The organism is Methanothermobacter sp. CaT2, from assembly GCF_000828575.1.
GTDB lineage: Archaea > Methanobacteriota > Methanobacteria > Methanobacteriales > Methanothermobacteraceae > Methanothermobacter.
The window spans coordinates 1,188,825-1,214,721 of record NZ_AP011952.1 but is presented as its reverse complement, the minus strand read 5'-3'; the positions used below and the strand labels follow the sequence as shown (position 1 = coordinate 1,214,721).

The following is a 25,897-nucleotide window of genomic DNA, read 5'->3' as shown; positions in this document are numbered from 1 at the left end:
ATCATGAGGGAAGCGTTAAAACTGATGGATATATATGGCTGCTGAAACAACCATTAAAACAAGAGGGTGTTATCTGATATGAACGCTTTATGGTTTTATCTAATCGCATTTATTCTCATATGGACAATGGCCATCCTGTTCAGGGACAGCCTGAAGATTGAGATACATGGGCCCCTGCTAATGAGAAGGACTAAGAGGCTCAGGGGATTCATAGATGGTCTTGCATCAGGCCATCCCAGGCTATGGCGATGGATCATGAATGCAGGCATACCCGTGGCATTCTTCTTCATGTTCTACATGCTCTACATGCTTGTGATGTCCCTCCAGAACATATTTGTAACTCCCCAGGCGTCACTCATAGTGCCGGGTGTTGACATACCCGGTTCACCGGTCTACGTGCCCCTGGGGTATGGTATAATTGGACTTGCGACGGTCATCGTGGTCCATGAGTTTGCCCATGGTATCCTTGCAAGGCTGGAGGGTGTCCGCATAAAATCAATTGGCCTCCTTCTCCTCGCAATACTTCCGGGTGCATTCGTTGAACCTGACGAGGAGGACATCAAAAAAATCAGACCCATCTCAAAGATGAGGATATATGCTGCCGGATCCGTGGCAAACCTTATACTTGCAGGTATATGCTTCGCCCTCTTCTTCGGGATTTCGAGCTTTGCCATGCCCGCAGCATTCCAGCCAGATGGTGTTCAGATAGACAGCGTTGTGCCAGGAAGCCCGGCGAGCAAGGTCCTCACCCCTGGACTTGTAATTGAGAGCATCAACGGGATGCCAACAAGTAACCTGACAACCTACAGCGCTGCACTCAAAACGATAGGTGTGGGGGAGGTTATCAATATAACCACGGATCAGGGGACCTTCCACCTGAAGACCGGGAGGAATCCTAACAACTCAAGCAGGGCCTACATGGGCATCCGGACCAGCAACCACCTCCGGGTGAGGGACTCCGTTGCATCAGTATTGGGGGATACCTTCCCCTTCGCCCTGACCTATCTTGAGGAACTCTTCTTCTGGATATTCTTCCTCAACTTTGCGGTTGGTACGGTGAACCTCCTTCCTGCGAAGCCCCTGGACGGCGGCCTGATGTTCGAGGAGCTCCTGAGGTACAGGTTACCTGAGAGGATTGTGAAGCCTGCTGTTAGCTACGTATCCATATTTGTTATACTCATCATAGCGGTGAGTATAATCTGGGGAACCGGGCGGGGACTTCTCATGATGTTCTGATTCTATTGGCCATCCCCATCAGGACCTGCCCTTCCTGCAGTTGAAGCAGACCTGGTCCTCCCTGTCTGTCCTGTATATCCTGCCACAGATGGGGCACATCACGGTCCTCATACCGGAACCCCTTCTCTTCACCGCGGGGTCACTGCACTGGCAGCGAATCCCGACCATCTTTTTTGTCATAATCAGTAATATGCTGGTTCCCACTGATATCTCTGTTCATGATGATGCTGAATTTTTATGGATGCTCCTGAAAAAGAGAAGAGTATTGAGGTCAGTCCACCGGGACCTCAAGACCCTTAACGCCCTCTGCAAGTTCAACAGTTATCCTTAGCAGACCATCTGAGAAACCTGCAGACGCAGTTTCTGGCTTCACACGGTGCGCAAGTGACCAGCACCCGCTGTACTTAAACTTTTCACCTTCAGCATTGAGACAGAAACCATGCTCCGTCATCTCAAGGTGGATATCGCTCTTCTTCACACCCGGAACTTCAACAGTGATCTCATAAATCTTACCGGTGTGGGTGATGTATGCTGAGGGTATGTATGTGAGTTTCATTTGATCCCTCATTCCTCGGGTTCCAGTTTACCCTCCTTGATGAGTTCCCTTTTAACCTTTGCCCATATACCTTCTTTCTTGTAGAGTTCCCTCAGTTTATCCTTGTCCGGGAACGTTATGGCGTTTCCCTGACAGAGTGTTGCGCATGTTGTGCATCCCACAACGCATTTGTAGGGCTGTGCGACCACCGGACCCTCCTTTGTCCACCTGTAGACCTTCTGTCCACAGTTCATGCACATACCGCATTTAACGCATTTTTCCGGATCAATGGTGGGTACCATTCTATCTTTTCACGTGGGTATCCAGCAAACCATGCCATTTCAATCACCTCTCAAATTTTTAAGGGCATTTTTTGCCCTTGAACGGGGTATGGCCCTTTCATTCAGATATTCAAGTTTTTCAACGATTTCTAGGAGGATAGATCCTGGAAAGCCAACCAGTGCATCCTCTGGTTCTATGTCGCTTGCATCCCTGCATCCATAGCATCCCAGACTGATGTTGAGCTCTGATGTCAGATAGGGTATGATTGTGGCATCCACACAGACCGCCTGAAGCACCGCTGTTGAGCTCTGTATTCTCTCCCCTCCCCTCAGATTGAGGTATGCCAGGGCTATCCACATGAGCTTCTCTGGGCGATCCTCCACAACCACAACGTCTGGTTCTTCATCGTACCTGTCAAGGGGGTAAAGGAGTATGCTCTGCCCTTCCCATTCAACTTCGGGCATATCCTGAAACATTCTTACCCCGGTCTCCTCCTTCTCCACGATCCCGAAGCCCACAAGGCCCATCCCGGTTTTCAGTTTTTCAGGGAGTTCACTGAAACCCAGAGCCCGTGCAGCTGCGGGGCATGTTATCTCCTGGCCGGGAAGCACAACCACTTCACCCTGCCGTGCCTTCATGAGGGCCTGGCAGTATCTGTGCTTCCTGAGTATAACCGCATTCTCAGGTACTTCATCTGTGAATTTCACACCCACCGGGGAGTAACTGAGATCCAGGATGGACATCATTTTTGCTGTAGCTTCACTGATCATGGAGATATATTGATAAATCAGTATATTTAAGTTTATGGATTTATATTAAAGTAAATATTATTTTCATTAAAGAAAATTTTATATTTTATTAAAGCAAAGATGATTTGAGATAAAGTATAATGGAGGTGAAATTTTGAGAATATCAGTTATTCCAGTGATTTTACTCATGACAATCATGCTTGCGGGAGGTGTTTCAGCGGCTGATAACAGCAGCAACGTCACAGAGGATGCGATTCAGCAGAATTCTTCCCATTACAGTATTCTCATAATCACAGGGTCAACTTCGAGTACAAAGGCAATAGTGGAAGGCTATAAACTTGCAGGAAGGGACGGCTACAGATTCAATCTTTCAATGTTCACAAACGATGAACTTCTAAGGAACGATCCTCAGATAGACATGGCGGCACTGGAGGCGGGTAGAAAGGCTGACGTGATTCTCATTCAGATGATAAGTTCTCCAAACACCCTGACGAAGGTCAATCCAATCCTTAATGTTACGGGGGCAAGGAAAATAATTGCCATAGGAACCGGTAACACATTCAAGGATAATCCCCGTGTGGGTGCGGACAATGCAACAGTGAAGTACATCTGGGATCAGGGAGGCCCCGAGAACTTCCGGAGAATGATGCTCCTCCTTCTGAGGGACGCTGGAATGCAGCTAAAAAATGAGGAGAATGTAACAGCCATTCCCGCAGTGAAATCATTTGTATATCACCCAGACGCCGGCGAACAGTTCACAGCATGGGACCGTTACTACTCCTGGTATGTTCAGAGCGGCCACTACAGGGCAGGAAAACCATGGGTGGGCATAATCACATTCGATACATACTACCGTGGAAGCGACATGAGAATGCACACAGCCATACTTGAGAGCCTGGAGAGAAAGGGTTACAATGTGATCCTTGGCTTTGCAGCTGACACAGCTACAAAGAGGAACCTTATTGAGAACTTCTTCCTGGATGGTAACAGGACTCCCAGGATCAGCGGTCTCATAACATGCATGGGATTCAATTTATACAGCGGTGATCCCCTGAACTCCACAGCAATCCTCACGGAACTTGATTTACCAGCAATTGCCGCGGTCTATGCATCAAATCTCAGGGCATGGAACGAGAGCATATCAGGACTTTCATCTGAGGTGTACTGGCAGATAGCACTTCCAGAGATCGACGGAAGGATAGAGCCAGTCATGATCGGCGGCGGAGTTGAGGAGACAGACCCTCAGACAGGGCTGCGTTATACATACTATGTTCCGATTCCTGACAGGATAGAGAGGCTCACAGAGAGATTGATCAACTGGATAAAGTTAAGGGAACTTCCAAATGCGGAAAAGAAGATAGCCCTTATATACTACAACATTGGTGGGGGTAAGGATGGTATCAGTGCGAGTTACCTCAACGTACCAGAGAGCATCAGCAACATACTGAGGGCACTAAGGAGTGCTGGCTACAATGTTGAGGAAAAATCCACTGCAGAGGTGATAAACATACTCCTCGGGCCGGGCCTGAATGTGGGTTCATGGGCTCCGGGTGAACTTGAGAAGGTTGTCAGGGCCGGTGCAGTAACAGTTCCAGTATCTGAATACCTTAACTGGTTCAGTCTACTGCCAGAAACCCTGAGAAATAACATAACAGCGACATGGGGACCTGCCCCTGGAAACGTCATGGTCTACAATGGCAGCATAGTGATCCCGGGTGTTATGCTTGGCAACGTATTCCTCGGCCCCCAGCCAATGCGCGGATTCGGCGAGGATGCAGCTGACCTCATACATTCAACAACACTCCCACCGCACCACCAGTACCTTGCATTCTATCTCTGGCTTCAGAAAAACTTCAACGCAGTTATACATCTTGGTACACATGGAACCCTCGAATGGTTACCAGGGAAATCAGTTGGTCTATCATCCCTTGACTGGCCCGACGTGATGATAGGTGACCTGCCACATATCTACCCCTACATCGTAAACAACCCTGGTGAGGGGACTCAGGCAAAGAGGCGTGGGTACGCGGTTCTCATAAACCATAACATCCCCCCTATGGTGGTAAGTGAACTTTACGGGGATCTATCGGAACTTGAACACAAAATTAACCTTTACCATACTTCTGAGGATTCCCAGAGAAAGCTGATAATCGCTGAGGAAATCAGAAATCTCACGGTTAAACTGGACCTTCACAGGGAACTTAACATTGACCTCAATGCTTCCTTTGAAGAGGCCCTTGATCGAATTGAGCACAGGCTTGATGAGCTATCAGCAACACTGATACCCTACGGCTTACATGTCTTCGGGGAACCCCTTAGCGGGGAGCTCCTTGATGCAATGGTGGAGGCAATTGTGAGCTTTGACCCAGCATCGAGGAATAACACAGAGTTCCGGAATGCCGTAAGAGAGAAACTTGCCACTGACCAGGAGATCACAAACCTTCTGAGGGCCCTTGAGGGACGTTTTGTTGAACCGGGTCGGGGGGCTGATCCCATAAGGATACCGGACCTCCTGCCCACGGGAAGGAATTCCTACTCCTTTGACCCCAGACTTGCACCTGATAGGGCTGCATGGGAGATAGGTAAGAAGATGGCAGATGACCTCATTGCAGATTACCTTTCAAGGAATGGCAGATACCCTGAATCTGTTGGGGTGGTTCTCTGGGCAATTGAGACCATGAGGACCAGTGGTCAGACAATAGCAATGGTCCTGAGACTCATCGGAGCTGAACCGGTATGGGATAAATCAGGAAGATTCACAGGAATAAGTGTAACACCCCTGGAAGTGCTTGGAAGGCCCAGAATCGATGTTCTGGTCACTATCAGTGGACTGTTCAGAGACACATTTGCCTACAGTATCGACAGGATGGATGAGGCGATAAGGCTTGTCATGAAACTGGATGAACCGGTGGAAGGCAACTACCTCAGGAAACATTACCTTGCAGACCTGGCGAATTATACTGCCAGGGGTTTACAGGCAGCGGAGACACTTGCCGGTGCAAGGATATTTGGCAGTGCCCCTGGAAGTTACGGTACCGGGCTACCTGAAGTGGTTGAATCAACTGCAAAGTGGGATAATCAGTCACAGCTCCTTGAAACCTACCTGAATCATATGGGATTCATCTATGGGAAGGACATATACGCCATTGATGCAAAGGAGGTCTTCATGAAGCAGCTATCAAATGTGGATGCAACAGTACAGGTCAGGGACAGTGTTTACGGTGTTCTTGACAACGACGACGTTTACCAGTACCTTGGGGGTCTCACGATGGCTGCAAGGACCATTTCAGGAAGGAATGTTGCCTCATACATCGCCAATACAAGGTTCACACCACGACTGGAGACACTGGCAGATTTCATTGCAGCAGAACTCAGAACAAGGACCTACAACCCGAAATGGATTGAGGGAATGCTGAATCAGGGATTCTCAGGTGCTCATCAGATATCCAAGGAGATAGGACATCTCTTCGGCTGGAGTGCAGTCACCCCTGATCTGGTCCAGGACTGGATGTGGCAGAAGGTTGCAGAGACCTATGTCTTTGATCCTCAGGTAAGCAGCAGATTTAAGAGTCTTCAGCCCTACTCCTACGCCTCAACGGTAGCCTGGCTCCTTGAGGCCAGCCGCAGGGGCCTCTGGAGCACAGATTCAGCTACACTGCAGAGGCTTGCCGATGAGTACATCGCGACGGTTAATGAGTATGGTGTCGTCTGCTGTCACCACACATGTGCCAACATGGTCTTCAACAGCTGGGTGGTGAAGCTATCATCCCTCAACCAGGCGGCCCTCAAAAAATTTGCGGCTGCAATGGCTGCAGCCACAGGGAAGTCCATTGATGTGCCTGGCTCTGGGGATTCACAGCCGGGCTCAGTGAATGGGGATGGAATCGGTGAGACAGGTGAACCTTCTTCAGGTTCCGCCGGGAATGCAGGCGGAGCATCAGGTTCATCGTCAGATGGGGCTTTAGAGTCATCAGAGGTTTCAGAAAACTCTGGAGCTTCTGAAGGTTCTGGAAAGGCCTATGAGGTTGCAGCATCAACCAGCAGCACCTCTTCAAGCACTCAGACTCCCATATATGCTATAATTGGTGTTATAAGCCTTGTGTGTCTCCTTGGAGCGGGTTACTTCTTCCAGGGAAGATACTGAGGCTATTCTTTTTTTAACTTCAACATGGTTTAGGTAAACCTAAAAATTTATATATGATTTAGGTGTAACTAAATTTTAGGATTTCCTAAGGTGGTATCATGGAAACAACACTCGACAGAATAAAGGAAGGCACGACTGTGACTGTGACATCCGTTAACCTTCCAGGAAATATAAGGCAAAGATTAACTGTTATGGGGATATTAAGGGGATCCAGGGTCACTGTTGAGAACTCTGCACCCCTGGGAGACCCCCTGAAGGTGAGAGTGAAGGGCCATCCCTTTTCCATCCGTAAGGGAGAAGCATCGAGGATAGGGGTAAGGGATTAAAAATGCTCAGAATAGCACTTGCAGGAAACCCGAATGTTGGAAAGAGCACCCTCTTCAATAACCTTACGGGACTCAATCAGCACGTTGGAAACTGGCCAGGGAAGACTGTTGAAAAGAAAACAGGATACCTGAACTTCAGAGGAAATGATATTGAAATTACAGATCTCCCAGGAACCTACAGTCTAACAGCGGGATCTCCCGAGGAGGAGGTGGTCATTGATTATCTCCTTGATGAGAGACCGGACCTCATAATCAGTGTTGTTGATGCATCCAATCTTGAGAGGAACCTCTACCTCACACTTCAGATCCTCGAGTTCGGCCTCAACACCATCATCGCAGTGAACCTCAACCGTGAATCAGAGAGGAAGGGATACAGGCTTGATGAGAAGAGACTCGAGGAACTGCTGGGGGTGCCGGTCATAAAGGTGGAGGCCATTGAAGGAAATCAGGATGAATTGCTTGAAGCAGCCATAAGACAGGTGAATAGTAACCCTCCACAGATCAGATATGAGTTTTTGAGGTCAGATGCTATTAAGGAATTCAGGGAACTTCTTGAAGACGTTGAGGTGGATTTTCCAGCTGAATGGATCATAATAAAACTTCTTGAAGGGGATAAAAGGGTTGCCTCAATGGTTGGTGAGGACCTTCTCAAGGAATTTGAGAGGATCAGAAGGATCCTTGAGGAGGAGCAATCTGCTGATGCGGACATCCTGGTGTCAGATGCAAGGTATGGCCTCATAGAGGGGCTCCTGGAGAGGTCCCTCACCAGACCCTCCCTTGACAGGGTAACGGTCTCTGAACTTATAGACCGTGCTGTACTTAACAGGTACCTGGGACTCCCGATTCTCCTGGGGGTGATGTGGCTGATATTCCAGCTCACCTTCACTGCAGGGGCTCCACTTACAGAGCTGATTGATGCTGGTGTTTCCCACCTTGCAGGAGCAGTTCAGGGCGCCCTTGGGGACTCAGCTGCAGGGTCCCTCCTGGCAGATGGTGTGATAGGAGGTGTTGGATCGGTCCTCGTGTTCACACCGAACATCTTCATACTCTTCCTCCTTCTCACCTTCCTTGAGGATTCAGGGTACCTGGCAAGGGCAGCCTTTGTCATGGATCGTGTAATGAATTCAGTGGCGGGTCTAAGCGGCAGGTCATTCATCCCCATGATGCTCGGTTTCGGGTGCTGTGTCCCGGGGGTAATGGCAACAAGGACCATAGGATCTGAGAGGGAGAGGATTCTCACAAGCCTCATGATACCCTTCATGTCATGCAGTGCCAGGCTCCCTGTCTACGTGCTCTTCACATCAGCCCTCTTCCCTCTCATCTATCAGGGATGGGTCATATTTTTCCTCTACATCCTGGGAATTGCAGTGGCGATCATAACCGCCCGTCTGCTGGGTGAAGTGGTCATGGGTGAAGGTTCCCTCTTCCTGATGGAGCTTCCACCATACAGGCTTCCGAGGCCCAGGACTCTCCTGATTCACACATACCACAGAGGCATCCAGTTCATAAAGAAGGCCGGGACCATAATATTTGCAGGTTCGGTGATCATATGGTTCCTTTCAGGGTTCCCGGGTGGAAATGTTTCCTCGTCCATACTCGGGACCCTGGGCTCCATCATGGCACCCATATTCCATCCCCTGGGATTCGGTGACTGGCAGTCGGCGGTCGCAATTCTATCTGGCTTCGCGGCAAAGGAGCTTGTCATAAGCACCTTCGGAACGGTCCACGGGGCAGCTAATATCGCAGCAAGCATACAGGGCGCCTTCACGCCACTGGAGGCTCTGTCATTCATGGTATTCGTGCTGCTCTATACACCCTGCCTGGCGACACTGGCAGTTATAAAGGAGGAGGCAGGCAAGAGGTGGGCCCTCTTCTCACTGTTATACTCAGTGTTCGTGGCCTGGATGGCCTCCTTCATAATATACACTGCCGGCACGCTACTTGGCTATTGAGTCCAGGCATTCATCAATTAACGATATGGAGGTGAGAGTATGGTATCCCGTGGAAGTATAAGGGGTGGAAGGAAGCCGAAAAATTAGAAGTAGATTGATTAAAATGTGAAGACCATATCCAGGTTTTCCATTATATCAACAACCACCCTGTCAAGGCCTTCAAGTACTTCCACACCATCTATGAGCATTTCCCGGGTTATACCCCTTGCCATTAGATCTTCCTTCCTTGCAAAAACATTCCCGGTCCTTGAAATCTCCCTGATGGTGTGGGAGTACCTGTTTCCTTCCATTGCAGCATATATTCCATTTGATATCAGATACACCTTCAGGTACTCTTCGCACCAGATATCCAGGAGGTCCAGAAATGTTTTGAAGCTGAGCTCTGAAGGGCTCTTTGTCACGAGAAAACCCACAGATCCCATCAGTAACCGCTCCAGCCAAGGGTCTCCATCATTTCTTCACCGAGCAGTTTCTCAAGGCACTGGACCTTTTCCTGCATCCATGGCTCCTTCAGTGGCAGGCAGCTGTCAAGCTTCTGTTCACCGTTGAGCAGCTTCATTGCAAATGCCATGCACGTGGATTCACCGCAGTCACCGCAGTTGCTACCCGGCAGGCATCTGTGTACATCCATGGGGCCGATGCGACTCATATCCCGCGAATCAGACCCTTCGCCCCCTGAATCATGGGCCCTGTTTATCCTGTCCATCAGTTCGCCGGCGATTTCAAATGCTTCCTCAACATCATGGGTCTTGTTCATGCTGATTTTGCCTGAGGGGTAGAGGCTTATTATACGGTCATAGATTGTTAGTGTGAGTATGTTCTTTTTCCTGACATAGTTCACAACACCGGGGGGGTACATGTTTGCAATCAAAGGTATTACGTCCCCTATTTCTGAGTCAAGCTCCATGAGAACCCTTATTTTACCCTCAGCTGCAAGGCATGGTTTCACCTGCTTGAGGGTGGCCTCCTTTACAAGGGAGCCCTGGGGCCGGACCTCCCTTTTAACTTCCTCCATCTCCATAATGACACCTCATATCTTCATAATTGCAGTATCCCTCTTCAGCCGGAATATTTCATACAGTTCAGTATCGTCTATGACTTCGGCTGCCTCCACAAGGTCATCCTCCTCAAGACCCCTTTCCTTCAGGGATCTTTCATGCACAAAGACACTGCCCTCCGGGAAGATGAGGTAGGTGAGTTCCTCAACATTGGGGTAGTCGATGGCCTCTGAGACCTGATCAGCCACCGCGGCATAGACACCATCCTCTATTAGGAGGACATCAGTATCCAGTGAACTGTTCAGACATGCTATGACAACATAGAGGCCACTGAAGGCGTTTTCATATCCGTAGGGGGCCCTGTCTATTATTATGAGCGCGGATTTCATGTTAACATCCCAGGGTTATCACTCTGTGACTATCCTTTATCCATTCTCCAAGATCGTAAACGCTCTTTATTTCAACACCCATTATGTAGGGCCTTTCTGAGCAGGTGTATCCCCTCGCCGTGGAACATCTTATGCAGGATGTTACCTTCACACCCTTCTTCACCAGTGACCTGAGCCTTTCTGCACTGTTGGGGAAGGACTGGGGTGCCTGGTTCCTTTTTGGTATATGCGTCCCGTCCATGTAGAGGAATATTCTGACGTCGTAACCATTTTTGATGGCACTTTCAGCCATTTCAAATGCTATATCTGCATACTGGTAACGGTATGGTCCCTCTGTGACGACTATTGTGAGGATCTTTTTTTCCATGGTTCTATCTTGATGTCCTGAAATAAATAATTTATTATGAATAATAATGATAGTTTATCGGTTGGCTTTATTTCCCCTTAGACTGTTCAGCTGATCAAGGGAGGTCTATTTCACTCCAAGGGCCCTCTCGAAGGCCTCACTGTGCATCCTGGCTGCCATCTCCTTCTTGCACTCGTCATCTGAAAATAGTCTCATTTTCGGGGCACGGCAGGGGTAGTGCTGTATCTTAAGCCCGGCCTTTAATGGGAGATCCTGTGCATCCTCACCGGTAAGCTCCTCTGCGACGAAGAGCGTGGCTCCACAGGGCGAGGATCTCAGAACCCTTATCTCCTTAACCGTGTCACCTTCAAGGTCCACCTCCACCAGGGGCCTTCCAAACCTTGACACGAATTCATCAAATGAGGGGTTACCGTTCTCCTCCAGGTCGCACATGTTCTCAGGGGCCGTCACATTGCCGTAACTCAGGAGCTGGTTCCTGAAGCCATCACCCCTCCAGGCCCCTATGATGATCCAGTCAACATCCCCATGAATCTCATCAACGAGTTCCAGGGTGAGGTCCGGGTGGAGTATGTAGGTTATCACAATGTCCGCTGACCTTATGGCCTTGAGTTTATCGGCGGGTATATCAACCTCATCTGCAAATATTCCAGAGGGAGCCTCAAGTTCAATGAACATGGTCTCGAATTCACGGGCTATGTTCTCATAGGCCCTTTCACCGTAGGGCCCGTCTGTTACGATGGCAACCTTAATCATTACATCACTCTCCTTTAGTAAATCACAGTTTTTCAGGGTTGAACTCCTTCTTTATCCACTCAGAGATTTCATCACGGATCCTTCTGATGGTGTCAATATCTGCACCCCTCGGGTCAGGGAATTCAGCATGAAGGTACCTCTCACCACCCAGGAATACAGGGCATGCCTCATCGCAGAGGCTTGCAACGATGTCAAATTTTTCGCCCTCAAATTCCCTGAGACTCTTTGGTCTGTGGCCAGTCATGTCCACACCAATCTCCTCCATGACCTGTATGGTGAGGGGGCTGATATCCTTCGGGTCACTGCCAGCACTGTGGACCTCATAGTGGGCACCGTACATGGCCCTGAGTATCCCCTCAGCCATCTGGGACCTCCCGGAGTTGTTCCTGCATATGAATAGAACCTTACTCTTCATGTTTGATGCTCCCTTATAACTACCACACAGATCTATTGATGTATCCAAATTTATAAATATATCTGAATTATTTATAAAATGAAGAAGAGACCTATAACCGATAACTCCTAGGAGAAGGGGATAGATGAGAGTTGTTATAGTTGGCGGCGGGGCCGGAGGACTTTCAACGGCCTCCAATATAAGGAAACATGATAAGGACGCAGATATAAAGGTCATAACCCGTGATAAACATGTGGCATATTCCCCCTGCGCAATACCCTACGTTATGTGCGGTGAGGTTGAATGCTTTGATGATATAGTTATGCACAGGCCAGAGGACTACAGGGAGAGGAACATAGATATCCTCACGGAAACAGAGGTCGAGGCCATAGATCCTCAAAAAAAGACTGTAACCTACAGGGGAAAGGGCGGCCTCAGGGAGATACCCTACGACGTCCTTGTCCTTGCAACCGGCGGCTCACCCTTCATACCACCGGTGGAGGGCACGGACCTTGAAGGAGTCTTCACCATAAGGACCCTCACAGACGGTGAAAGGATAACCAAATGGGCATCAAAAAGTAAGAGGGCAGTGGTGGTGGGCGCTGGACTTATAGGCCTTGAGATAGCCTACGGCCTCCTGAGGATGGGCCTTGAAGTTACTGTTATGGAGATGCTCCCCCAGATAGTCCCGAGATCCCTGGACCCGGACATGGCAGCCATAGTCCAGGGCTACCTTGAGGAGAAGGGCATCAGGGTCATCCTCGGCAAGGCCCTTGACAGGATAGTGGGTGATGAGAGGGTTGAGGGCGTTGTGGTTGGAGATGAGTGCCTTGAGGCGGATCTCGTGGTCCTGGCGACGGGCGTGAGGCCTGAGACAAAGCTTGCCAGGATGGCAGGATGTGAAATTGGACAGTGGGCAGTCAAGGTAAATGACAGGATGCAGACAAGCGTGCCTGACATATACGCGGTCGGTGACTGTGTTGAGGTATACGATGCAGTCACGGGCTTCAGGACCCAGTCACCCCTGGGTTCAACTGCCGTCAGACAGGCCAGGGTGGCTGCAAAGAACATAGTGGGGATGGATGCAAGGTTCAGACCTGTCCTCAATGCAATGGTATCAAAGATAGGGGAACTTGAATTTGGTGCAGTGGGCCTCACAGAGGTCATGGCCCTCCAGAACGGTATAAAGGTGGTATCAGGTAAGAAGAGGGCCCTCACAAAGGCCAGGTATTACCCGGGTGCCGAGAGGATAGATGTTAAGATGATATGTGACCTCAGGGGAAGGATAATCGGATGCCAGATGGTTGCAAAGGAGAGGGTCGCTGAGAGGGTTGATACCATGTCCCTGGCCATATCCCAGGGACTCACGTGTTCTGAGCTCTCAGAGACTGAGTTCTCCTACGCGCCCCCGGTCTCAATGGTCATAGACCCCATAATCCTTGCAGCAGAGGATGCCTGTGAAAAACTGAAAAGGGTGAATGGCAGACCACAGGATTGATTGAGATGAAACAGTTCCTGGTGACCCCAGCGGCGGGTAAACGTCTAATTGCATGGGGAATGCTTGAACATCCATCCATCAGGAGGGTGCTTGAGGGGGGCACCCTGGTCATAATCGCCGGGACAACCAATGGTTACATAGCAGAGGAGATCCTTGGACATCTGGGAGAGGACGGTTTTGACCGTCGCGGATTTCACAGGGGAATCATAAGGCCCCCCTATTTCAGGGCAGATGGTACCGGCCATGAGTTCCCGGGTGATGTGGTAATCCGCAGGGGCAGATGGGATCGTGGATTTACAATCTTTGATGTGGCAGATGAACTTGGAAGGGGGGACCTGATACTCAAGGGAGCCAATGCCCTTGAATACAGCTCAGGGAGGGCAGCGGTCTACATAGGTCACCCCATGGGCGGCACAGTGTTTCCAGCACTTCAGGCAGCTGCTGGCAGGAAAACAGAACTCATAGTCCCGGTTGGACTTGAAAAGATGATACCAGGCGACCCTTACAGTACAGCGCTCCGAATGAATTCAGCCGGCACTGAGGGTCCCGGAATGTTACCTGTACCCGGCGAGGTCTTCACAGAGGTGGACGCCCTCAGGCTTCTGGCGGGTGTGGATGCAGAGCCTGTTGCAGCTGGAGGCGTCCACGGGGCTGAGGGAGCCGTCCACCTCCTGGTTGATGGCAGCGAGGGGTCCCTCAAACATGCGGAGGATATACTGAAGCGCGCGGGTATGGAGAGACCCTATGCTGATTTCTGAATCAGAGGGGCTTCGGTGGCACCGTTGTGAAGTTAATCTCGGAATCCTACCTATTTTTTGGATATCCGTGAAAATTCAATGATGTGTCCATGGTCCCCCTTATTTCGTTTTATACGGTACCTGTATCCTGTGGTCCTTTCAAGGACTGCAGCGGCCGTGTTTGCATAGGGGCAGGTTGATAACAGCACCCCATCCTCCTCCAGCGAACGACAGAATCCATAGAAACTGCAGTTTTTAACATTGAGGGCAAAGTTTTCAGTGTCTGCGCTGATGGACGCTGCAAATCCATGTTCGATGAAGTAGTCTGCGGCTGATTTCAAGGGATCCTCCCCGTGCCTGATGTTGTCTGCGATCACAGACCCCATCTCCCTTGTAACTCCCTGGGATCCATTACCAAGCACCCTCCAGAGCCCCACAGTCATGGCCCTGAAAATAAGCATGAGGGGGTCCCGACCCCCCAGGGGCTCGGTGGAATCCTCGAATTCCTCCTTCCCAACACCACACCGGGGACACACCCAGCCATCCTCCAGCAGGTTGAATTCACCTTCTGGGATCTGATAGCCGCATATTCTGCAGATCTTCATGGTTATCCCTGGAAGTACCTCTGGAGGAGTCCCCTCAGCATGGCAGCATGCCTTCCCTCGTCCCTTGAGCTCTCATCAAAGAAGTCATGGGCCTCATCAACACTGCATTCCCTTGCCCTGAGGGCTGCCTCACGTTTCTCCCTGTTAGCCGCCTCCTCCCCCTCAAGCATCATCTCAAGGTTTTCCCTGAGGTTTTCCCTGATCACACCGTTTAGCTCTGCAAAGCGGGCTGCATGGGCAGCTTCCTCAAGGGCTATTCTTCTTAAGGCCTCTGCAACCTCGGGGAGGCCCTCACGCTGGGCCTGTCTTGCCATTGCAAGGTAGATACCGACCTCACTGCACTCTCCCCTGAAGTTTGCATCCACAACCTTCTCAAGTTCGGTGCCCCTGCAGACACCGGGGATGTTTTCATTCATTGATATCACCTGCAAGCCTTCTTCCAGCCTCGAAGCATGCATCGAGTTCCTCATTGTTCGGGACGTAGTAGATTTCATCCGCCTCCATGACATCGAATCCAGCATCCGTAAGGAGTTTCTGCATGGTCCCGGTGGCACCTCCCCTGCCACCCATTGACCCGAATACCATGGCCCTCCTCTGGCCGGTCCTGTTGAACTTCAGGCCACGGAGGTACATCAGGAGGTCTCCAACGCTTGGGTAGGGTTCATCGTAGATTGTGGGTGCTCCGAGGGCGATGGCGTGACTGTCAAGTATGTCCTTCACGATCTCGCTGCGGTCGTCCTCATGGAGGTAGTAGACCCTCACATCAGCCCCCTCGCTCATGGCACCCTCTGCTATTGCATGGGCCATCATGGCTGTGGAGTGGTGCATCGTATCATAGATCACGGTGACCTTCTTCTCCACCTTACCTGTGGCCCAGGCGGTGTATGCTTCTATTATCTTCATGGGTTCGGTCCATATCTGGCCATGGGAGGGCGCTATCATCCTTATCTTATCAAGGAGGCCGAGCTCCTTCACATCATCGAACTTCCTGAGCACAAGCTTTGATAGGGGTGTTATGAGGTTCGCATAGAATTTTTTGGCAGCATCCATGAGGATGTATTCGGGTATTTCGGTGTCGAGGCGCTGTGGATAGCAGAGGTGCTGTCCAAAGGCGTCGTTTGAGAACAGTATGCCGGTATCAAGGAAGGTGAACATGCTGTCTGGCCAGTGGAGCAGGGGTGCCTCAAGGAAGGTGAGGGTCCTTCCTCCGAGGTCGATGGAATCCCCGGTCTTCGCTGTGCGGAACTCTGTGCCCTCAAGGGCCGGGTAATGCTTGAGCAGTCCCTCCACGGCAACTTCTGTGCAGTGGATCTCTGCCTCAGGGAACCTCCTGTGAAGTTCCACCAGCACTCCGCTGTGGTCCTTTTCAACGTGGTTCTGGACTATGAAGTCCACCCTCATCTCTCTTCCCTCACGGTTGAATGCATCCTCCATCCTTGCCATGAGCTCCTGGAAGGTCCCTGGATATGAGTTGTCAATCAGCGCCACACCTTCATCTCCGAATACAAGGTAGGCGTTGTAGGTTGTCCCCTGAAGTGTGTATCCATGGTAGTTTCTGATGTCCCAGTCAAGGACACCAGCCCAGTATACTCCATCTGCTATCTTCTCTGCTCTGGCCTTCATTATATCACCACACATTTAGTTCGTATATCATCGAATGTACTATACTATACGAACTTCTATATAATTTTTTCTGTTCCATGGTATTGAAACAGTAATATAGTCCTTCAGACATAACATGGGCCAATGAAGAGGAGACATAACTTCACGATATTCTCAACCGAAACTGGAATCGAGGTAATAGAAAGCCCTGTCAAGTCGCTCATACTCTCCGAACTTAAAAAGGGAGCACTCAGCTTCCAGGAAATAGTCAGAATCACAGATAAATCCAAGTCCACAGTATCAAAACACCTATCAGACCTCAGGAAAGCGGGCCTCATAGTTGAAATGCCGGATCCTGAGGACAGGAGAAGAAAAGTCTTCGAGATAAACTCAAGGTACCTTGGTAAACTCACAAGGAAGAGGATCGATGAGCTGGATGAGGAAAAAACAGAATTCCTTGCAGAGCACCTCACAGAGAGGGGTGACCCCCTTGAATTCTTCAGACTGATGTTCCATGTCCTGAGGGTTGAACTCATAAAGGAGGGCATAAACATCGACCCTGTCCTCCATGAGGCAGGAAAAAGAATAGGGGAGGTAATATACCCAAGGATAGCATCGGAGGAACTTGGGGATCTCCTTGAAAATCTCAAGAGGTTCTGGATGATAAACCGCCTGGGAGTCCTTGAGGTGGAGAGCACAGATCCCCTGGTGATCAGGGCCTATGAATGCTTTGAATGCGGATTACTCCCCCAGATAGGTGAATCTGCCTGTGCACTGGACTCAGGGATACTTGAGGCGGTATTCAGCCGTCACTTCAAGGGTGATGTCCTTGTGGAGGAGACGGAATGTTATGCCCGTGGTGATGGGAGGTGCTCCTTCAGGATTGTTCCTGAAAGCTGATTTTTTGGTTTCTATACAGAGGTGTTGCTTCAGGATTGATCCCTGAACCTCACAAGGGTTGTCGCAAGATACCCTCCACCGGAGGCAAATCCCCTTTCAACGACCTCGTCATCCATGCTGCAGTTTGCCACCGATACAACATCCTTTCCGCGGGGATCAGACTCCACAACCTCCATGGCCCTCCTGCCATGGCGTGATGTCTTCATGATCACACAGGCATCCACATCTCTGAGCAACCTCTCAAACCGATCATCAACCCGGGGCACCACAAGGAGGATCTCATCACCCTCAACGAGGGTTCTGCCAGCGGTGGCTGCACATGCCGTGAAGGAGGTGACTCCTGGCACCATCTCGGTCTCAAAGCCCATATCCTCAATGCGCTGCTGGAGGTAACTGAAGGTACTGTAGATGGATGGATCACCCAGTGTTATGAAGGCAACATCCCGTCCATCCTCAAGTTCAGCTGCAACCATTCTGGCCGCAGAATCCCAGTGACTTTCAAGTTCATCCCGGTCATCAGTCATTGGAAACACAGGGTCAAGTATTCTGCAGCCATCCCTGCGTTCAGTGAGGATATCTTCAACGATTGAGAGGGCTATGCTCCCTCTCTCAGATGATGAACGGGGCGCGCATATAACTGGAACAGATCTGAGTACATTCACAGCCCGGAGGGTCAGAAGTTCACTGTCCCCCGGACCCACACCCACACCAATGAGTTTCCCATGCATTAGAACACCTTTAATAATTCTGATTCTGTAGACATGATGATGGTCCGGTCATCCTCTCCCAGGAATGTCCAGATCCGCTTTTATTATCATTATTTTTCTGTGGCACTCTCTAAACTTATATAGTTCCACCCCCTTAAATAGGTCCATGGAAAACCCACTCTTCTGTCCAGACTGTGGAATGATGAGGGATAACTGCACATGCAAGGGCAAGGGGCGCCTTTCGTTCTTCAGAAATATTATAAGGCCTCCTGAGAAATCAGACACCCTCAACGAAGACCTCCATAAGAGGTACCCCCAAATACCACCGGAGATCATAGAGAACTTCCCCTTTCCACAGCCAAGACCTGGACAGCTTGACATAATAAACGACATCTACCAGGCAATCGAGGAAGGTTACAGGTACGTTATACTTGAGGCCGGCACAGGCACAGGCAAATCAGCAATAGCCTGTACCCTCGCAGGGATCTACCAGCCAGCCTACATCCTCACCATGACCAAACAGCTCCAGGACCAGTATGCCAGGGAATTCGGGTTTCCCGTCGTCAAGGGGAGGAGTAACTTCTTCTGCCTCAACGACAACCTGGAGTCAACCTGTGACATGGGGACATGCCAGACACTGCCCTCATCAGAGAAGTTCCAGTGCCCCTACGGTGTTGTGAGGGGGGAGACGCTCCTCGGAGAGGAGGCCTTCCAGGACTCCTATGGTAACAGGGTATTCTTCAAGACAGCTGAGCACTGCCAGTACTGGGAACAGAAGGCAGAGGCCATAAACAGCCCCATAACCCTCATGAACTATGACTATGCATTCCTTGAACTCAACTACGTCGGCCACTTCGACCGGAGAAACCTCATGATACTGGATGAGGCTCACAACATCGAGGACAAGCTCATGAGGAGGCTCGAAGTAACCATATCAAACAAACGCCTCAGCAAGGATATCAGAAGAACAATACCCCCATCGATGCTCCGGGAGGATGACCCGGCTGAATGGGTGCTCCAGATTGAGGCAATAGCAGACCACTACAGTGACCTTGAACTGGATTCAATGTCAAGAAGGAGAAGGGACAGGATAAAGAGGACCATAAAGAGGCTCTCGGAGCTCAGGATGAGTCTGGAGGATGAACCAAAGAACTGGGTCATCGACGCCGATGATGACTCTGTCTCCTTCAAGCCCCTGAGGGTACATCACTATGCACATGACAGGCTCTTCTCCTACTCTGAGGTCTGCCTATTCATGAGCGCCACCATACTCAGTGAGAGGCTCTTCTGCCAGTGGCTCGGCATAAATCCAGGGGATGCATACTTTGTAAGGGTTGACAGTCCATTCCCTGCATCCAGAAGGCCCATAGAACTGAAGATCGCAGGGAAGATGTCCCGCAACAGGATAAGGCACACGGCCCCCGAGACCATACCCATACTTAACAGGATCCTTGAGAGGCATAAAAACGATAAGGGACTCATACACACCCATAACTATCGCTGCCAGCGGTTCATAATGGATAATATACCCAGCAGGAGGCTCATCGACCATAAGGCATCCAACAGGGAGGCGGTGCTGAGGTACTTTGAGGATTCCGACGAGCCCCTGGTGCTTGTAAGCCCATCCATGAGTGAGGGTGTTGATCTACCCTATGACAAGTGCCGCTTCCAGGTGATCTACAAGATACCATTCCCCTACCTGGGTGATAAGCAGGTTAACCGGAGGCAGAGGATGGATCAGAGGTGGTACGCCTACAAAACCATAATGACCCTCATGCAGGCCTATGGGCGTGGAATGAGGGCCCATGATGACTCCTGCTACACCTACATCCTTGACGGTAACATAGAGATGATATTCAGAAGCCCCCTCTACAGGTCACTTCTGCCAGAGTTCTTCAAGGAGGCCATAATAAATGAGTGAGAGTCCTGAATGCTAACAATCTGGCAGATCTCCTTTGTATCGGCGACACACTGAGGAGAGATCCAGAATTTTTTCTGTATATCCATAGAACTTATTGAGATACTCCAGATAAGCTTCGAAGACTCTTAATTTCTACCCTCAGTTATTGCACATTCTCTGCTCCTGTACAGCATCAAAAAGAAAAAATTTTGGGGTTTATTTTCCTGCTCCGCCCCTGAGGAATCCGAAGGCCACAAGACCAGCAGCAACAAGGACACCCACGATACCGTAGACGTACCATGAGGAGTCACCGCCCCTGGCACCTGAGGTCACATTCTTAACCTCATAGGCCTTTGCAGGGGCTGATGCAGGCTCCTCTGACACTGAGGATGCAGCGCCCACCTCTGGAGGTGAAGCCGCAGTATCCACACCCGGTGAATAACCTGCATGTCCTGTGAAACCTGAACCTGAAGGAACACCTCCAGTTGAACCACCCTGGGAACCTCCCTGGTTTCCTCCTGTGTTAACTGGCGTTCCACCGTTGTTCACCGGTATAAGGTCCTCAAGGTTTCGTGCAGGTATTGAACGCAGGTATGCCAGGGGGTTACCGTTTGCACCGCTCTGTATCACTTTGAGTTCGTCCTCGGTTATCCACTTCTCAACCTCCTTTGTGAGGACCATTGGGGACGTCATGTAGGATGGTGTTTGGCCACTGTAGAGCATTATAAAGGCGGCAGCCCACTTCTCGAACATGGCGTTCCTTGTGGTGCAGTCGCTGAGGTCGAACTGTGGCCACCTGAAGCTTATCATCACAGCCTTGCCAACCTTCTTAACTGGATCCCAGACTATGAGTATTCCCTCTTCACTTCCACCGGGTATCATCGGGGATTCGAGTTCCTCCTGGAGGACCCTCTTGGCGAAGTAGGTCCCGGTACCGGGACTCACACCCATGAGGTAGAGGAGGGCGTCATCCTTGCAGTATATGCTTGTCCCGAACCACTGATACTGCTGGCCAGCTGCAAGTGGATAGTTCTCAAGGGCGTACTCGGTGATGAAGAATCCTGGCTGGACACCCGGACAGACATGGTTGTGGAACAGGAAGGTTACCAGCTGGTCATAGGGGATGCCGTACTTCCAGGCATTGGCTATGCTCTCAATGCTGAAGTAGGAGCTACCGAATATCGCGGAATTGGCGTTATCCCTTGTCGCGTTATTGAGGGCTGCGGGACCTATATCGTTAACCCGTGCACCATCAGGCGCTGCTCCGGCACTCAGTTCACCTGTCAGTGGATTGTAGGTTATATGCACTGAGTCCAGTGTTTTCCCATCAGCACCCTTCAAGACGAAGGTGAACCATAGTGGTTTGTAGAATGGGCTGTGGACCGGCAGAAGGTTTTTTCTGCTTAGCCTTGAACCAAGAACGCTGAATATTCCGTCGTAGCAGCCATCGGTCGGGGTGCCGTTCAGGTAGACGTAACCGGCTGATGTGAGGGCAGCTACATTGAGATCGTCCCTTTCAAGGTTTATTCCTCTCTCAGCCAGGAATATCTCCTTAGCCATTTCAGCGGCCCTTCTACCGATTTCACGGAGCTCAGCATAGCTCACAGGATTCCATGTTGCATTCACATTTGCCCTGGTGGCGTTTGGCAGATTGAGGCTGTTTATGTAGTTCATGTCCAGTCCATGGGTCTCATTTACCTGGTTGTAGTTGACCTCCCTTCCTGCCAGGTAGTAGTACTGGTCGGCTGTCAGGTTGTCGAGTTCCTTAACGATAGTTACAATGGAGGCAGGGTTCTCTGTGACCTTTTTAACGAGCCAGGCGTTGAATTTGAGTTCCTGAACCACTGATACTCCGGTCTCCCTTTTGTAGGTATCTATGAGTGCCTGCTGGTCGAACTTCATGACCACAAGGGTACCGGTGTTTGTCCTTGGGTTCCACCTTATGAAGCCCACCATACTGTCCTCTGCACCGGCACCGGTTGTATCGAAGCCGAGGTATGACCTCTTCCCGGGGGTGTTATCGAGTGCAAGTATGAGGGCATCATCGTCTGAGCCGCCGGGAACACCTATGGTGACGTAGCTGGTTATCTCTATGGGTGAACCGGTGGACCAGTCCTGGATAGGTGGATAGTACATGTAGATGGTTTTACTCATGGCATATCCGCTTATGGTACCCAGGCACATGTGTCCATGGAATGCGGCCTGTTTGAGCAGATCTGCTGGTGCTCCAGCTGCCCATGCATTTGCAAGGCTTGCGAAGGGGAAGGCATCATCCCCCAGCTTTGATGTAAGGTTGTTCCACTGGGCGGAGCTCATGTTCTGGGACACCGTTCCAAGGTACACCAGTGTGGTGTTCCTGTAGAATGCCATGAGAAGATCGTTACCCTTCCTCACTATGAAAGCCGTACACAGAGGGTCTGTGGCTGTTCTTCGGAGTGTAAGGAGGTTAGCTCTGCCGTAGCTTATCAGACCACCTCCCCTGTTAAGTATTCCCTCCAGGACATCCTCTGTAGTCATATTACGGTACTTCACAAGGCCGGCTGTTGTTATAACAAGAACCTCTCCCTTCCCTGTGAAGTTCAGGAGCTTATCTGCTTTTTCTGTCAACTCTCTACCGATCCGGTATGGTTCGGTTGCATTTAGAACAAGGTTTATGCTTGCATAGTACCCGGTGTCCCGGGGGTCCATGGGGTTCGGTGTGAGGTTTAACCTTCTCTCGACGGTAACGTAGCCCGGTGCCCTCACAGTCAGTGTAAGGTTTGCCGCGCTTATGTTTGAATGCTGGAAGATCAGCTTTGTATAACCACTGGATGGGTCGTAGGTCCGGTTGTATTCTATGCCTGTACCTGAATCCGTGATTTTGAGGGTCGGATTGATCCTACCGTTATCATCGCTGTACTGGTAGCTGACAAGGACACCAACCTCGCAGGTTGCGTTGTCTGCAGCTGCCACTGAACCCGTAAGCATGGCCAGAAGGAAAAGAACTGAAACCATGAATAATCTCCTCATCCATTTCACCTCCCTCTAATTTGTTTCGTATTAACTAATTCCTTCTTACAATATAAAGATATATTATTACATTTTTTCGTTGATTTAAATGAAATGTAATAATGAAAACATGGTTTACCACCATCACCTATATCTGAATCGTGATCCAGAGATAGGGAGGGTGATAGTTATGGATTATGAGGATATAGTTGGATTTCACGGTCACTCCTGTGCCGGGACTGCCCTCGGATACAAGGTCGGTGAGATCGTAGCTGAGAGATTTGGAAGGTCAGAGGATGAGGAGATAGTGGCGGTTGTTGAGAATGACAGCTGCAGCATAGACGCCATCCAGTTCATGACTGGGTGCACCTTTGGAAAGGGCAACCTGATATTCAGGGATTACGGAAAACATGTTTACACATTCTTCAACAGGAAAACAGGCAATGGAATCAGGATATCACTTAAAAAACCAATGGATCAGCTCATGAAGGAACTCGGGGTTACAGACAGGGCTGAACTGACAGAGAAGATACTTGAAATGGATCCAAATGACCTCTTTGAGGTCAGGGATGTTTCAGAGAAACCTCCAGAGGAGGCAAGGATATATGGGTCCATCATATGCGCAGAGTGTGGTGAACCCGTCTCAGAGCACCGTGCACGAGTAAAGAATGGTAGGATGGTTTGTATTCCGTGCTTTGAAGGTTAATAAAAAGCAGTTAATAAAAAAGCGGACCCGGGGGGATTTGAACCCCCGACCTTGGGATCCGAAGTCCCACGTCATATTCCAGGCTAGACTACGGGCCCCCTACACACATCTCTATTTAAAGTTAACCATTTAAATATTTTCTCATCAACGTGTCAGCCGAAGACCAGACTCAGCGGAGAGCAGACAGCTTTATACTAAATGCCCCTTAATTAATAAATATGTCTTCCGGGTTATTTCAAATGAGAAGGAATATGTTTTACTGTAGATTCAGACACCTCAGAGTTGTTGATGGCGATTGAAATGCTTGCAAAGAGGATAATACCATGTCTTGACTGTGACCTCCAGGTTCCAAATGGCCGGGTCGTGAAGGGAGTTGAATTCAAGCAGATAAGATATGCAGGGGACCCTGTTGAACTTGCAACAAGGTACTATGAGGATGGTGCCGATGAGATAGTCTTCCTCGACATAACAGCATCACATGAGAGACGGGAAACCATGACCCATGTGATAGAGGCCACCACAGAGAACGTCTTCGTACCAATATGTGTCGGTGGGGGTATAAGGAAGCCAGAAGACTATGTTAAAATGCTTAAGGCGGGGGCAGACAAGTGCTCCACAAATACAGCCGTAATAAAGAACCCTGAACTCATCAATGAGGCATCAGACCTCGTCGGGTCCCAGGCATGCGTAGTGGCAATAGATGCCAAGAGGAGATACGTCAACAACCCCCGTGAATCAGATGAAAGGTTCATAATAGAGGTTGATGATGGATACTGCTGGTACGAGTGCAGCATATACGGTGGAAGAGAATTCACAGGCCTGGACGCCGTGAAATGGGCAATGGAATGCCAGGATAGAGGTGCAGGTGAAATTCTCCTCACATCAATGGACCGTGACGGTACAAAGATGGGCTACGACATTCCCCTTACAAGGACCATGAGCGAGAACCTTGACATACCTGTGATCGCATCAGGGGGTGTAGGGGAACCTGAACACATCTATGAGGCATTCACAGATGGGAGGGCAGACGCTGCACTTGCTGCAAGCATATTCCACTTCAATGAATACCCTGTCCCTGCAGTGAAGGAGTACCTCAGATCAAGGGGAGTTCCCATAAGATTGTAGTCAGCGGAGAGGGGAGGGAAATGAGGATACCCGTAGGGGACTTTGACCTTGAGATGACCCAGAGGAGTGGACAGACCTCCCAGCCACCCTGGAAGGAGGTTGAGGGCGCCTTCAGGGAACTTCTTATCATCGAGGGGGTAGCCTGTCCGGTTGAGGTCAGGGATGAGGCCGGGGTGCTCATGGTCAGACCCTATGTGGATGTACCTCAGAAAACTCTAAGGGAGAAGATTGAGTACATATTCGACTTGAAATTTGACATTGAAGATTTTTACACATTTCTGGATGATAAAAACTTATCATACACCCTGGATTCATCGAGGGGGCTGCGTCTGTTCCTTGCAAAGGACCCATTTGAGTGCGTGATATCCTCAATAGCATCAGCCAACTGCTCGGTTGTGAGATGGACAAGGTCCATAGAGGACATAAGGAGGCTCTGGGGCCAGGCCCACACCTTCAATGGTGAGATCTTCCACACATTCCCATCCCCACACGTCCTGGCAGGCGTGGCTGAGGACTCCCTTGAGGACCTGCAGAGGGCCGAGGATAACCTCCCCTCGGACTTCAGGTTCAATGACCTCAGATCCTGTGGCGTCGGCTACAGGGCGCCCTACATCCGGGAGACATCGAGGATACTCGCAGAGGAGATGGATATCAGGAGGATCGATGGGATGGACTATGACGATGCAAGGGAGCTCCTCCTTGAACTCCCGGGTGTGGGTCCCAAGGTTGCTGACTGCATACTCCTCTATGGTTTCAGGAAGACAGAGGCCTTTCCTGTTGATGTATGGATCAGGAGGATCATGAACCACATCCACCCCGGCAGGAATTTCAATGACAGGTCGATGGTGGAATTCGCACGGAGGGAGTACGGGGAGATGGCCGGCTATGTGCAGCTCTACCTCTTCAACCATGCCAGAAGATCGGGGCTACTTGATAGGCTCAGGCAGGGCACCGGATAACACATTGATTCTGATCTGGTGGGTCATTACATACCGGTGAGTCCA

Annotated in this window: 26 protein-coding genes and 1 tRNA gene; 11 read left to right on the top strand and 16 right to left on the bottom strand. The window is 50.2% G+C overall.

Annotation, left to right across the window (positions count from 1 at the left end):
- Positions 1-78: 78 nt before the first annotated feature.
- Positions 79-1,236: a site-2 protease family protein gene (locus MTCT_RS06345; protein ID WP_048175911.1), complete on the top strand. Its 1,158-nt coding sequence runs from the start codon at positions 79-81 to the stop codon at positions 1,234-1,236.
- 18 nt (positions 1,237-1,254) lie between these two features.
- On the opposite strand, the gene MTCT_RS09360 is transcribed toward MTCT_RS06345, so the two are convergent.
- The 4 genes from MTCT_RS09360 to MTCT_RS06325 all read right to left on the bottom strand — a co-directional run bounded on the left by MTCT_RS09360 (position 1,255) and on the right by MTCT_RS06325 (position 2,823).
- A complete protein-coding gene (locus tag MTCT_RS09360) occupies positions 1,255-1,416 on the bottom strand; it encodes a hypothetical protein (protein ID WP_158296334.1) in 162 nt (53 codons plus the stop codon).
- A 91-nt stretch (positions 1,417-1,507) separates the two neighbouring features.
- On the bottom strand, positions 1,508-1,792 hold the full coding sequence (locus tag MTCT_RS06335; RefSeq protein ID WP_048175908.1) for an Hsp20/alpha crystallin family protein: 285 nt from the start codon (positions 1,790-1,792) through the stop codon (positions 1,508-1,510).
- 8 nt (positions 1,793-1,800) lie between these two features.
- On the bottom strand, positions 1,801-2,073 hold the full coding sequence (locus MTCT_RS06330; RefSeq protein ID WP_197538708.1) for a ferredoxin family protein: 273 nt from the start codon (positions 2,071-2,073) through the stop codon (positions 1,801-1,803).
- Between the two features lie 39 nt (positions 2,074-2,112).
- Positions 2,113-2,823 carry a DUF169 domain-containing protein gene (locus MTCT_RS06325; RefSeq protein WP_048175907.1) on the bottom strand — a complete coding sequence of 237 codons (711 nt, stop codon included), beginning with the start codon at positions 2,821-2,823 and terminating at the stop codon, positions 2,113-2,115.
- 133 nt (positions 2,824-2,956) lie between these two features.
- On the opposite strand from MTCT_RS06325, the gene MTCT_RS06320 reads away from it, so the two are divergent.
- From MTCT_RS06320 to feoB, 3 genes are all read left to right on the top strand, one after another.
- Positions 2,957-6,946 carry a cobaltochelatase subunit CobN gene (locus MTCT_RS06320; RefSeq protein ID WP_048175905.1) on the top strand — a complete coding sequence of 1,330 codons (3,990 nt, stop codon included), beginning with the start codon at positions 2,957-2,959 and terminating at the stop codon, positions 6,944-6,946.
- Between the two features lie 98 nt (positions 6,947-7,044).
- The gene (locus MTCT_RS06315) at positions 7,045-7,272 is read left to right on the top strand and encodes a ferrous iron transport protein A (protein ID WP_048175904.1); all 228 of its coding nucleotides are present in this window, start codon (positions 7,045-7,047) and stop codon (positions 7,270-7,272) included.
- A gap of 2 nt (positions 7,273-7,274) precedes the next feature.
- On the top strand, positions 7,275-9,224 hold the full coding sequence (gene feoB, locus MTCT_RS06310; protein ID WP_048175903.1) for a ferrous iron transport protein B: 1,950 nt from the start codon (positions 7,275-7,277) through the stop codon (positions 9,222-9,224).
- A 98-nt stretch (positions 9,225-9,322) separates the two neighbouring features.
- Here the strand turns inward: feoB and tusB are convergent, their stop codons facing one another.
- The 6 genes from tusB to MTCT_RS06280 form a co-directional block, all read right to left on the bottom strand.
- Complete coding sequence (tusB, locus tag MTCT_RS06305) at positions 9,323-9,646, bottom strand: sulfurtransferase complex subunit TusB (protein ID WP_048175902.1); 324 nt, start codon at positions 9,644-9,646, stop codon at positions 9,323-9,325.
- On the bottom strand, positions 9,646-10,245 hold the full coding sequence (locus tag MTCT_RS06300) for a (Fe-S)-binding protein (RefSeq protein WP_048175900.1): 600 nt from the start codon (positions 10,243-10,245) through the stop codon (positions 9,646-9,648). The genes tusB and MTCT_RS06300 overlap by 1 nt, the downstream gene beginning before the upstream one ends.
- Positions 10,246-10,254: 9 nt before the next feature.
- On the bottom strand, positions 10,255-10,611 hold the full coding sequence (locus MTCT_RS06295; RefSeq protein WP_010876970.1) for a DsrH/TusB family sulfur metabolism protein: 357 nt from the start codon (positions 10,609-10,611) through the stop codon (positions 10,255-10,257).
- Position 10,612: 1 nt separating this feature from the next.
- Positions 10,613-10,978: a DsrE/DsrF/TusD sulfur relay family protein gene (locus MTCT_RS06290; protein ID WP_048175898.1), complete on the bottom strand. Its 366-nt coding sequence runs from the start codon at positions 10,976-10,978 to the stop codon at positions 10,613-10,615.
- A 105-nt stretch (positions 10,979-11,083) separates the two neighbouring features.
- Entirely contained in the window at positions 11,084-11,731 is a 648-nt protein-coding gene (locus MTCT_RS06285; RefSeq protein ID WP_048175896.1) for a DUF166 domain-containing protein, read from the bottom strand.
- Between the two features lie 22 nt (positions 11,732-11,753).
- Positions 11,754-12,146, bottom strand: a complete 393-nt coding sequence (locus MTCT_RS06280) for an arsenate reductase ArsC (RefSeq protein WP_048175894.1) — start codon at positions 12,144-12,146, stop codon at positions 11,754-11,756.
- Between the two features lie 124 nt (positions 12,147-12,270).
- Here MTCT_RS06280 and MTCT_RS06275 point away from each other — a divergent pair, with 124 nt between their 5' ends.
- Both MTCT_RS06275 and MTCT_RS06270 read left to right on the top strand, forming a co-directional pair.
- The gene (locus MTCT_RS06275; RefSeq protein WP_048175893.1) at positions 12,271-13,623 is read left to right on the top strand and encodes an FAD-dependent oxidoreductase; all 1,353 of its coding nucleotides are present in this window, start codon (positions 12,271-12,273) and stop codon (positions 13,621-13,623) included.
- A gap of 5 nt (positions 13,624-13,628) precedes the next feature.
- Positions 13,629-14,381: a hypothetical protein gene (locus MTCT_RS06270; protein WP_048176657.1), complete on the top strand. Its 753-nt coding sequence runs from the start codon at positions 13,629-13,631 to the stop codon at positions 14,379-14,381.
- 50 nt (positions 14,382-14,431) lie between these two features.
- On the opposite strand, the gene MTCT_RS06265 is transcribed toward MTCT_RS06270, so the two are convergent.
- Genes MTCT_RS06265 through MTCT_RS06255 form a run of 3 tightly spaced genes read right to left on the bottom strand, consistent with a single transcriptional unit; the run spans position 14,432 to position 16,588 of the window.
- Positions 14,432-14,965 (bottom strand): rubredoxin, encoded by a 534-nt coding sequence (locus tag MTCT_RS06265; RefSeq protein WP_048175891.1) that lies wholly within the window; start codon positions 14,963-14,965, stop codon positions 14,432-14,434.
- A 2-nt stretch (positions 14,966-14,967) separates the two neighbouring features.
- A complete protein-coding gene (locus MTCT_RS06260) occupies positions 14,968-15,381 on the bottom strand; it encodes a ferritin family protein (protein ID WP_173402636.1) in 414 nt (137 codons plus the stop codon).
- The gene (locus MTCT_RS06255) at positions 15,374-16,588 is read right to left on the bottom strand and encodes an FprA family A-type flavoprotein (protein ID WP_048175887.1); all 1,215 of its coding nucleotides are present in this window, start codon (positions 16,586-16,588) and stop codon (positions 15,374-15,376) included. The genes MTCT_RS06260 and MTCT_RS06255 overlap by 8 nt, the downstream gene beginning before the upstream one ends.
- A 123-nt stretch (positions 16,589-16,711) precedes the next feature.
- On the opposite strand from MTCT_RS06255, the gene MTCT_RS06250 reads away from it, so the two are divergent.
- On the top strand, positions 16,712-17,467 hold the full coding sequence (locus MTCT_RS06250; RefSeq protein ID WP_048175885.1) for a V4R domain-containing protein: 756 nt from the start codon (positions 16,712-16,714) through the stop codon (positions 17,465-17,467).
- A 29-nt stretch (positions 17,468-17,496) separates the two neighbouring features.
- On the opposite strand, the gene cobI is transcribed toward MTCT_RS06250, so the two are convergent.
- Positions 17,497-18,195, bottom strand: a complete 699-nt coding sequence (gene cobI, locus MTCT_RS06245) for a precorrin-2 C(20)-methyltransferase (protein WP_048175883.1) — start codon at positions 18,193-18,195, stop codon at positions 17,497-17,499.
- A 145-nt stretch (positions 18,196-18,340) separates the two neighbouring features.
- Here cobI and MTCT_RS06240 point away from each other — a divergent pair, with 145 nt between their 5' ends.
- On the top strand, positions 18,341-20,095 hold the full coding sequence (locus MTCT_RS06240; RefSeq protein ID WP_048175882.1) for a helicase C-terminal domain-containing protein: 1,755 nt from the start codon (positions 18,341-18,343) through the stop codon (positions 20,093-20,095).
- Positions 20,096-20,290: 195 nt separating this feature from the next.
- On the opposite strand, the gene MTCT_RS06235 is transcribed toward MTCT_RS06240, so the two are convergent.
- On the bottom strand, positions 20,291-23,068 hold the full coding sequence (locus tag MTCT_RS06235) for an FmdE family protein (RefSeq protein ID WP_231855276.1): 2,778 nt from the start codon (positions 23,066-23,068) through the stop codon (positions 20,291-20,293).
- 184 nt (positions 23,069-23,252) lie between these two features.
- On the opposite strand from MTCT_RS06235, the gene MTCT_RS06230 reads away from it, so the two are divergent.
- On the top strand, positions 23,253-23,768 hold the full coding sequence (locus tag MTCT_RS06230; protein WP_048175877.1) for an FmdE family protein: 516 nt from the start codon (positions 23,253-23,255) through the stop codon (positions 23,766-23,768).
- A gap of 22 nt (positions 23,769-23,790) precedes the next feature.
- On the opposite strand, the gene MTCT_RS06225 is transcribed toward MTCT_RS06230, so the two are convergent.
- Positions 23,791-23,866, bottom strand: a tRNA-Arg gene (locus MTCT_RS06225).
- 202 nt (positions 23,867-24,068) lie between these two features.
- Here MTCT_RS06225 and hisF point away from each other — a divergent pair.
- Together hisF and MTCT_RS06215 are read left to right on the top strand one after the other, a co-directional pair.
- Entirely contained in the window at positions 24,069-24,893 is an 825-nt protein-coding gene (gene hisF, locus MTCT_RS06220; RefSeq protein WP_048176656.1) for an imidazole glycerol phosphate synthase subunit HisF, read from the top strand.
- Positions 24,894-24,913: 20 nt separating this feature from the next.
- Complete coding sequence (locus tag MTCT_RS06215) at positions 24,914-25,852, top strand: DNA glycosylase (protein WP_048175875.1); 939 nt, start codon at positions 24,914-24,916, stop codon at positions 25,850-25,852.
- The last annotated feature ends 45 nt before the right edge of the window (positions 25,853-25,897 follow it).

Excerpts from the sequence above, each read along its gene's own strand:
- MTCT_RS06270 (WP_048176657.1), top strand. The coding sequence starts at position 13,629 with ATGAAACAGTTCCTGGTGACCCCAGCGGCGGGTAAACGTCTAATTGCA.
- MTCT_RS06330 (WP_197538708.1), bottom strand. The coding sequence starts at position 2,073 with ATGGTACCCACCATTGATCCGGAAAAATGCGTTAAATGCGGTATGTGC.
- MTCT_RS06275 (WP_048175893.1), top strand. The coding sequence starts at position 12,271 with ATGAGAGTTGTTATAGTTGGCGGCGGGGCCGGAGGACTTTCAACGGCC.
- MTCT_RS06265 (WP_048175891.1), bottom strand. The coding sequence starts at position 14,965 with ATGAAGATCTGCAGAATATGCGGCTATCAGATCCCAGAAGGTGAATTC.
- MTCT_RS06230 (WP_048175877.1), top strand. The coding sequence starts at position 23,253 with ATGGATTATGAGGATATAGTTGGATTTCACGGTCACTCCTGTGCCGGG.
- MTCT_RS06285 (WP_048175896.1), bottom strand. The coding sequence starts at position 11,731 with ATGATTAAGGTTGCCATCGTAACAGACGGGCCCTACGGTGAAAGGGCC.
- MTCT_RS06290 (WP_048175898.1), bottom strand. The coding sequence starts at position 10,978 with ATGGAAAAAAAGATCCTCACAATAGTCGTCACAGAGGGACCATACCGT.
- MTCT_RS06255 (WP_048175887.1), bottom strand. The coding sequence starts at position 16,588 with ATGAAGGCCAGAGCAGAGAAGATAGCAGATGGAGTATACTGGGCTGGT.
- MTCT_RS06280 (WP_048175894.1), bottom strand. The coding sequence starts at position 12,146 with ATGAAGAGTAAGGTTCTATTCATATGCAGGAACAACTCCGGGAGGTCC.
- hisF (WP_048176656.1), top strand. The coding sequence starts at position 24,069 with ATGCTTGCAAAGAGGATAATACCATGTCTTGACTGTGACCTCCAGGTT.
- MTCT_RS06235 (WP_231855276.1), bottom strand. The coding sequence starts at position 23,068 with ATGGTTTCAGTTCTTTTCCTTCTGGCCATGCTTACGGGTTCAGTGGCA.
- feoB (WP_048175903.1), top strand. The coding sequence starts at position 7,275 with ATGCTCAGAATAGCACTTGCAGGAAACCCGAATGTTGGAAAGAGCACC.
- MTCT_RS06215 (WP_048175875.1), top strand. The coding sequence starts at position 24,914 with ATGAGGATACCCGTAGGGGACTTTGACCTTGAGATGACCCAGAGGAGT.
- MTCT_RS06325 (WP_048175907.1), bottom strand. The coding sequence starts at position 2,823 with ATGATCAGTGAAGCTACAGCAAAAATGATGTCCATCCTGGATCTCAGT.
- tusB (WP_048175902.1), bottom strand. The coding sequence starts at position 9,646 with ATGGGATCTGTGGGTTTTCTCGTGACAAAGAGCCCTTCAGAGCTCAGC.
- MTCT_RS06295 (WP_010876970.1), bottom strand. The coding sequence starts at position 10,611 with ATGAAATCCGCGCTCATAATAATAGACAGGGCCCCCTACGGATATGAA.
- MTCT_RS06240 (WP_048175882.1), top strand. The coding sequence starts at position 18,341 with ATGGAAAACCCACTCTTCTGTCCAGACTGTGGAATGATGAGGGATAAC.
- MTCT_RS06260 (WP_173402636.1), bottom strand. The coding sequence starts at position 15,381 with ATGAATGAAAACATCCCCGGTGTCTGCAGGGGCACCGAACTTGAGAAG.
- MTCT_RS09360 (WP_158296334.1), bottom strand. The coding sequence starts at position 1,416 with ATGACAAAAAAGATGGTCGGGATTCGCTGCCAGTGCAGTGACCCCGCG.
- MTCT_RS06335 (WP_048175908.1), bottom strand. The coding sequence starts at position 1,792 with ATGAAACTCACATACATACCCTCAGCATACATCACCCACACCGGTAAG.
- cobI (WP_048175883.1), bottom strand. The coding sequence starts at position 18,195 with ATGCATGGGAAACTCATTGGTGTGGGTGTGGGTCCGGGGGACAGTGAA.
- MTCT_RS06315 (WP_048175904.1), top strand. The coding sequence starts at position 7,045 with ATGGAAACAACACTCGACAGAATAAAGGAAGGCACGACTGTGACTGTG.
- MTCT_RS06300 (WP_048175900.1), bottom strand. The coding sequence starts at position 10,245 with ATGGAGATGGAGGAAGTTAAAAGGGAGGTCCGGCCCCAGGGCTCCCTT.
- MTCT_RS06345 (WP_048175911.1), top strand. The coding sequence starts at position 79 with ATGAACGCTTTATGGTTTTATCTAATCGCATTTATTCTCATATGGACA.
- MTCT_RS06250 (WP_048175885.1), top strand. The coding sequence starts at position 16,712 with ATGAAGAGGAGACATAACTTCACGATATTCTCAACCGAAACTGGAATC.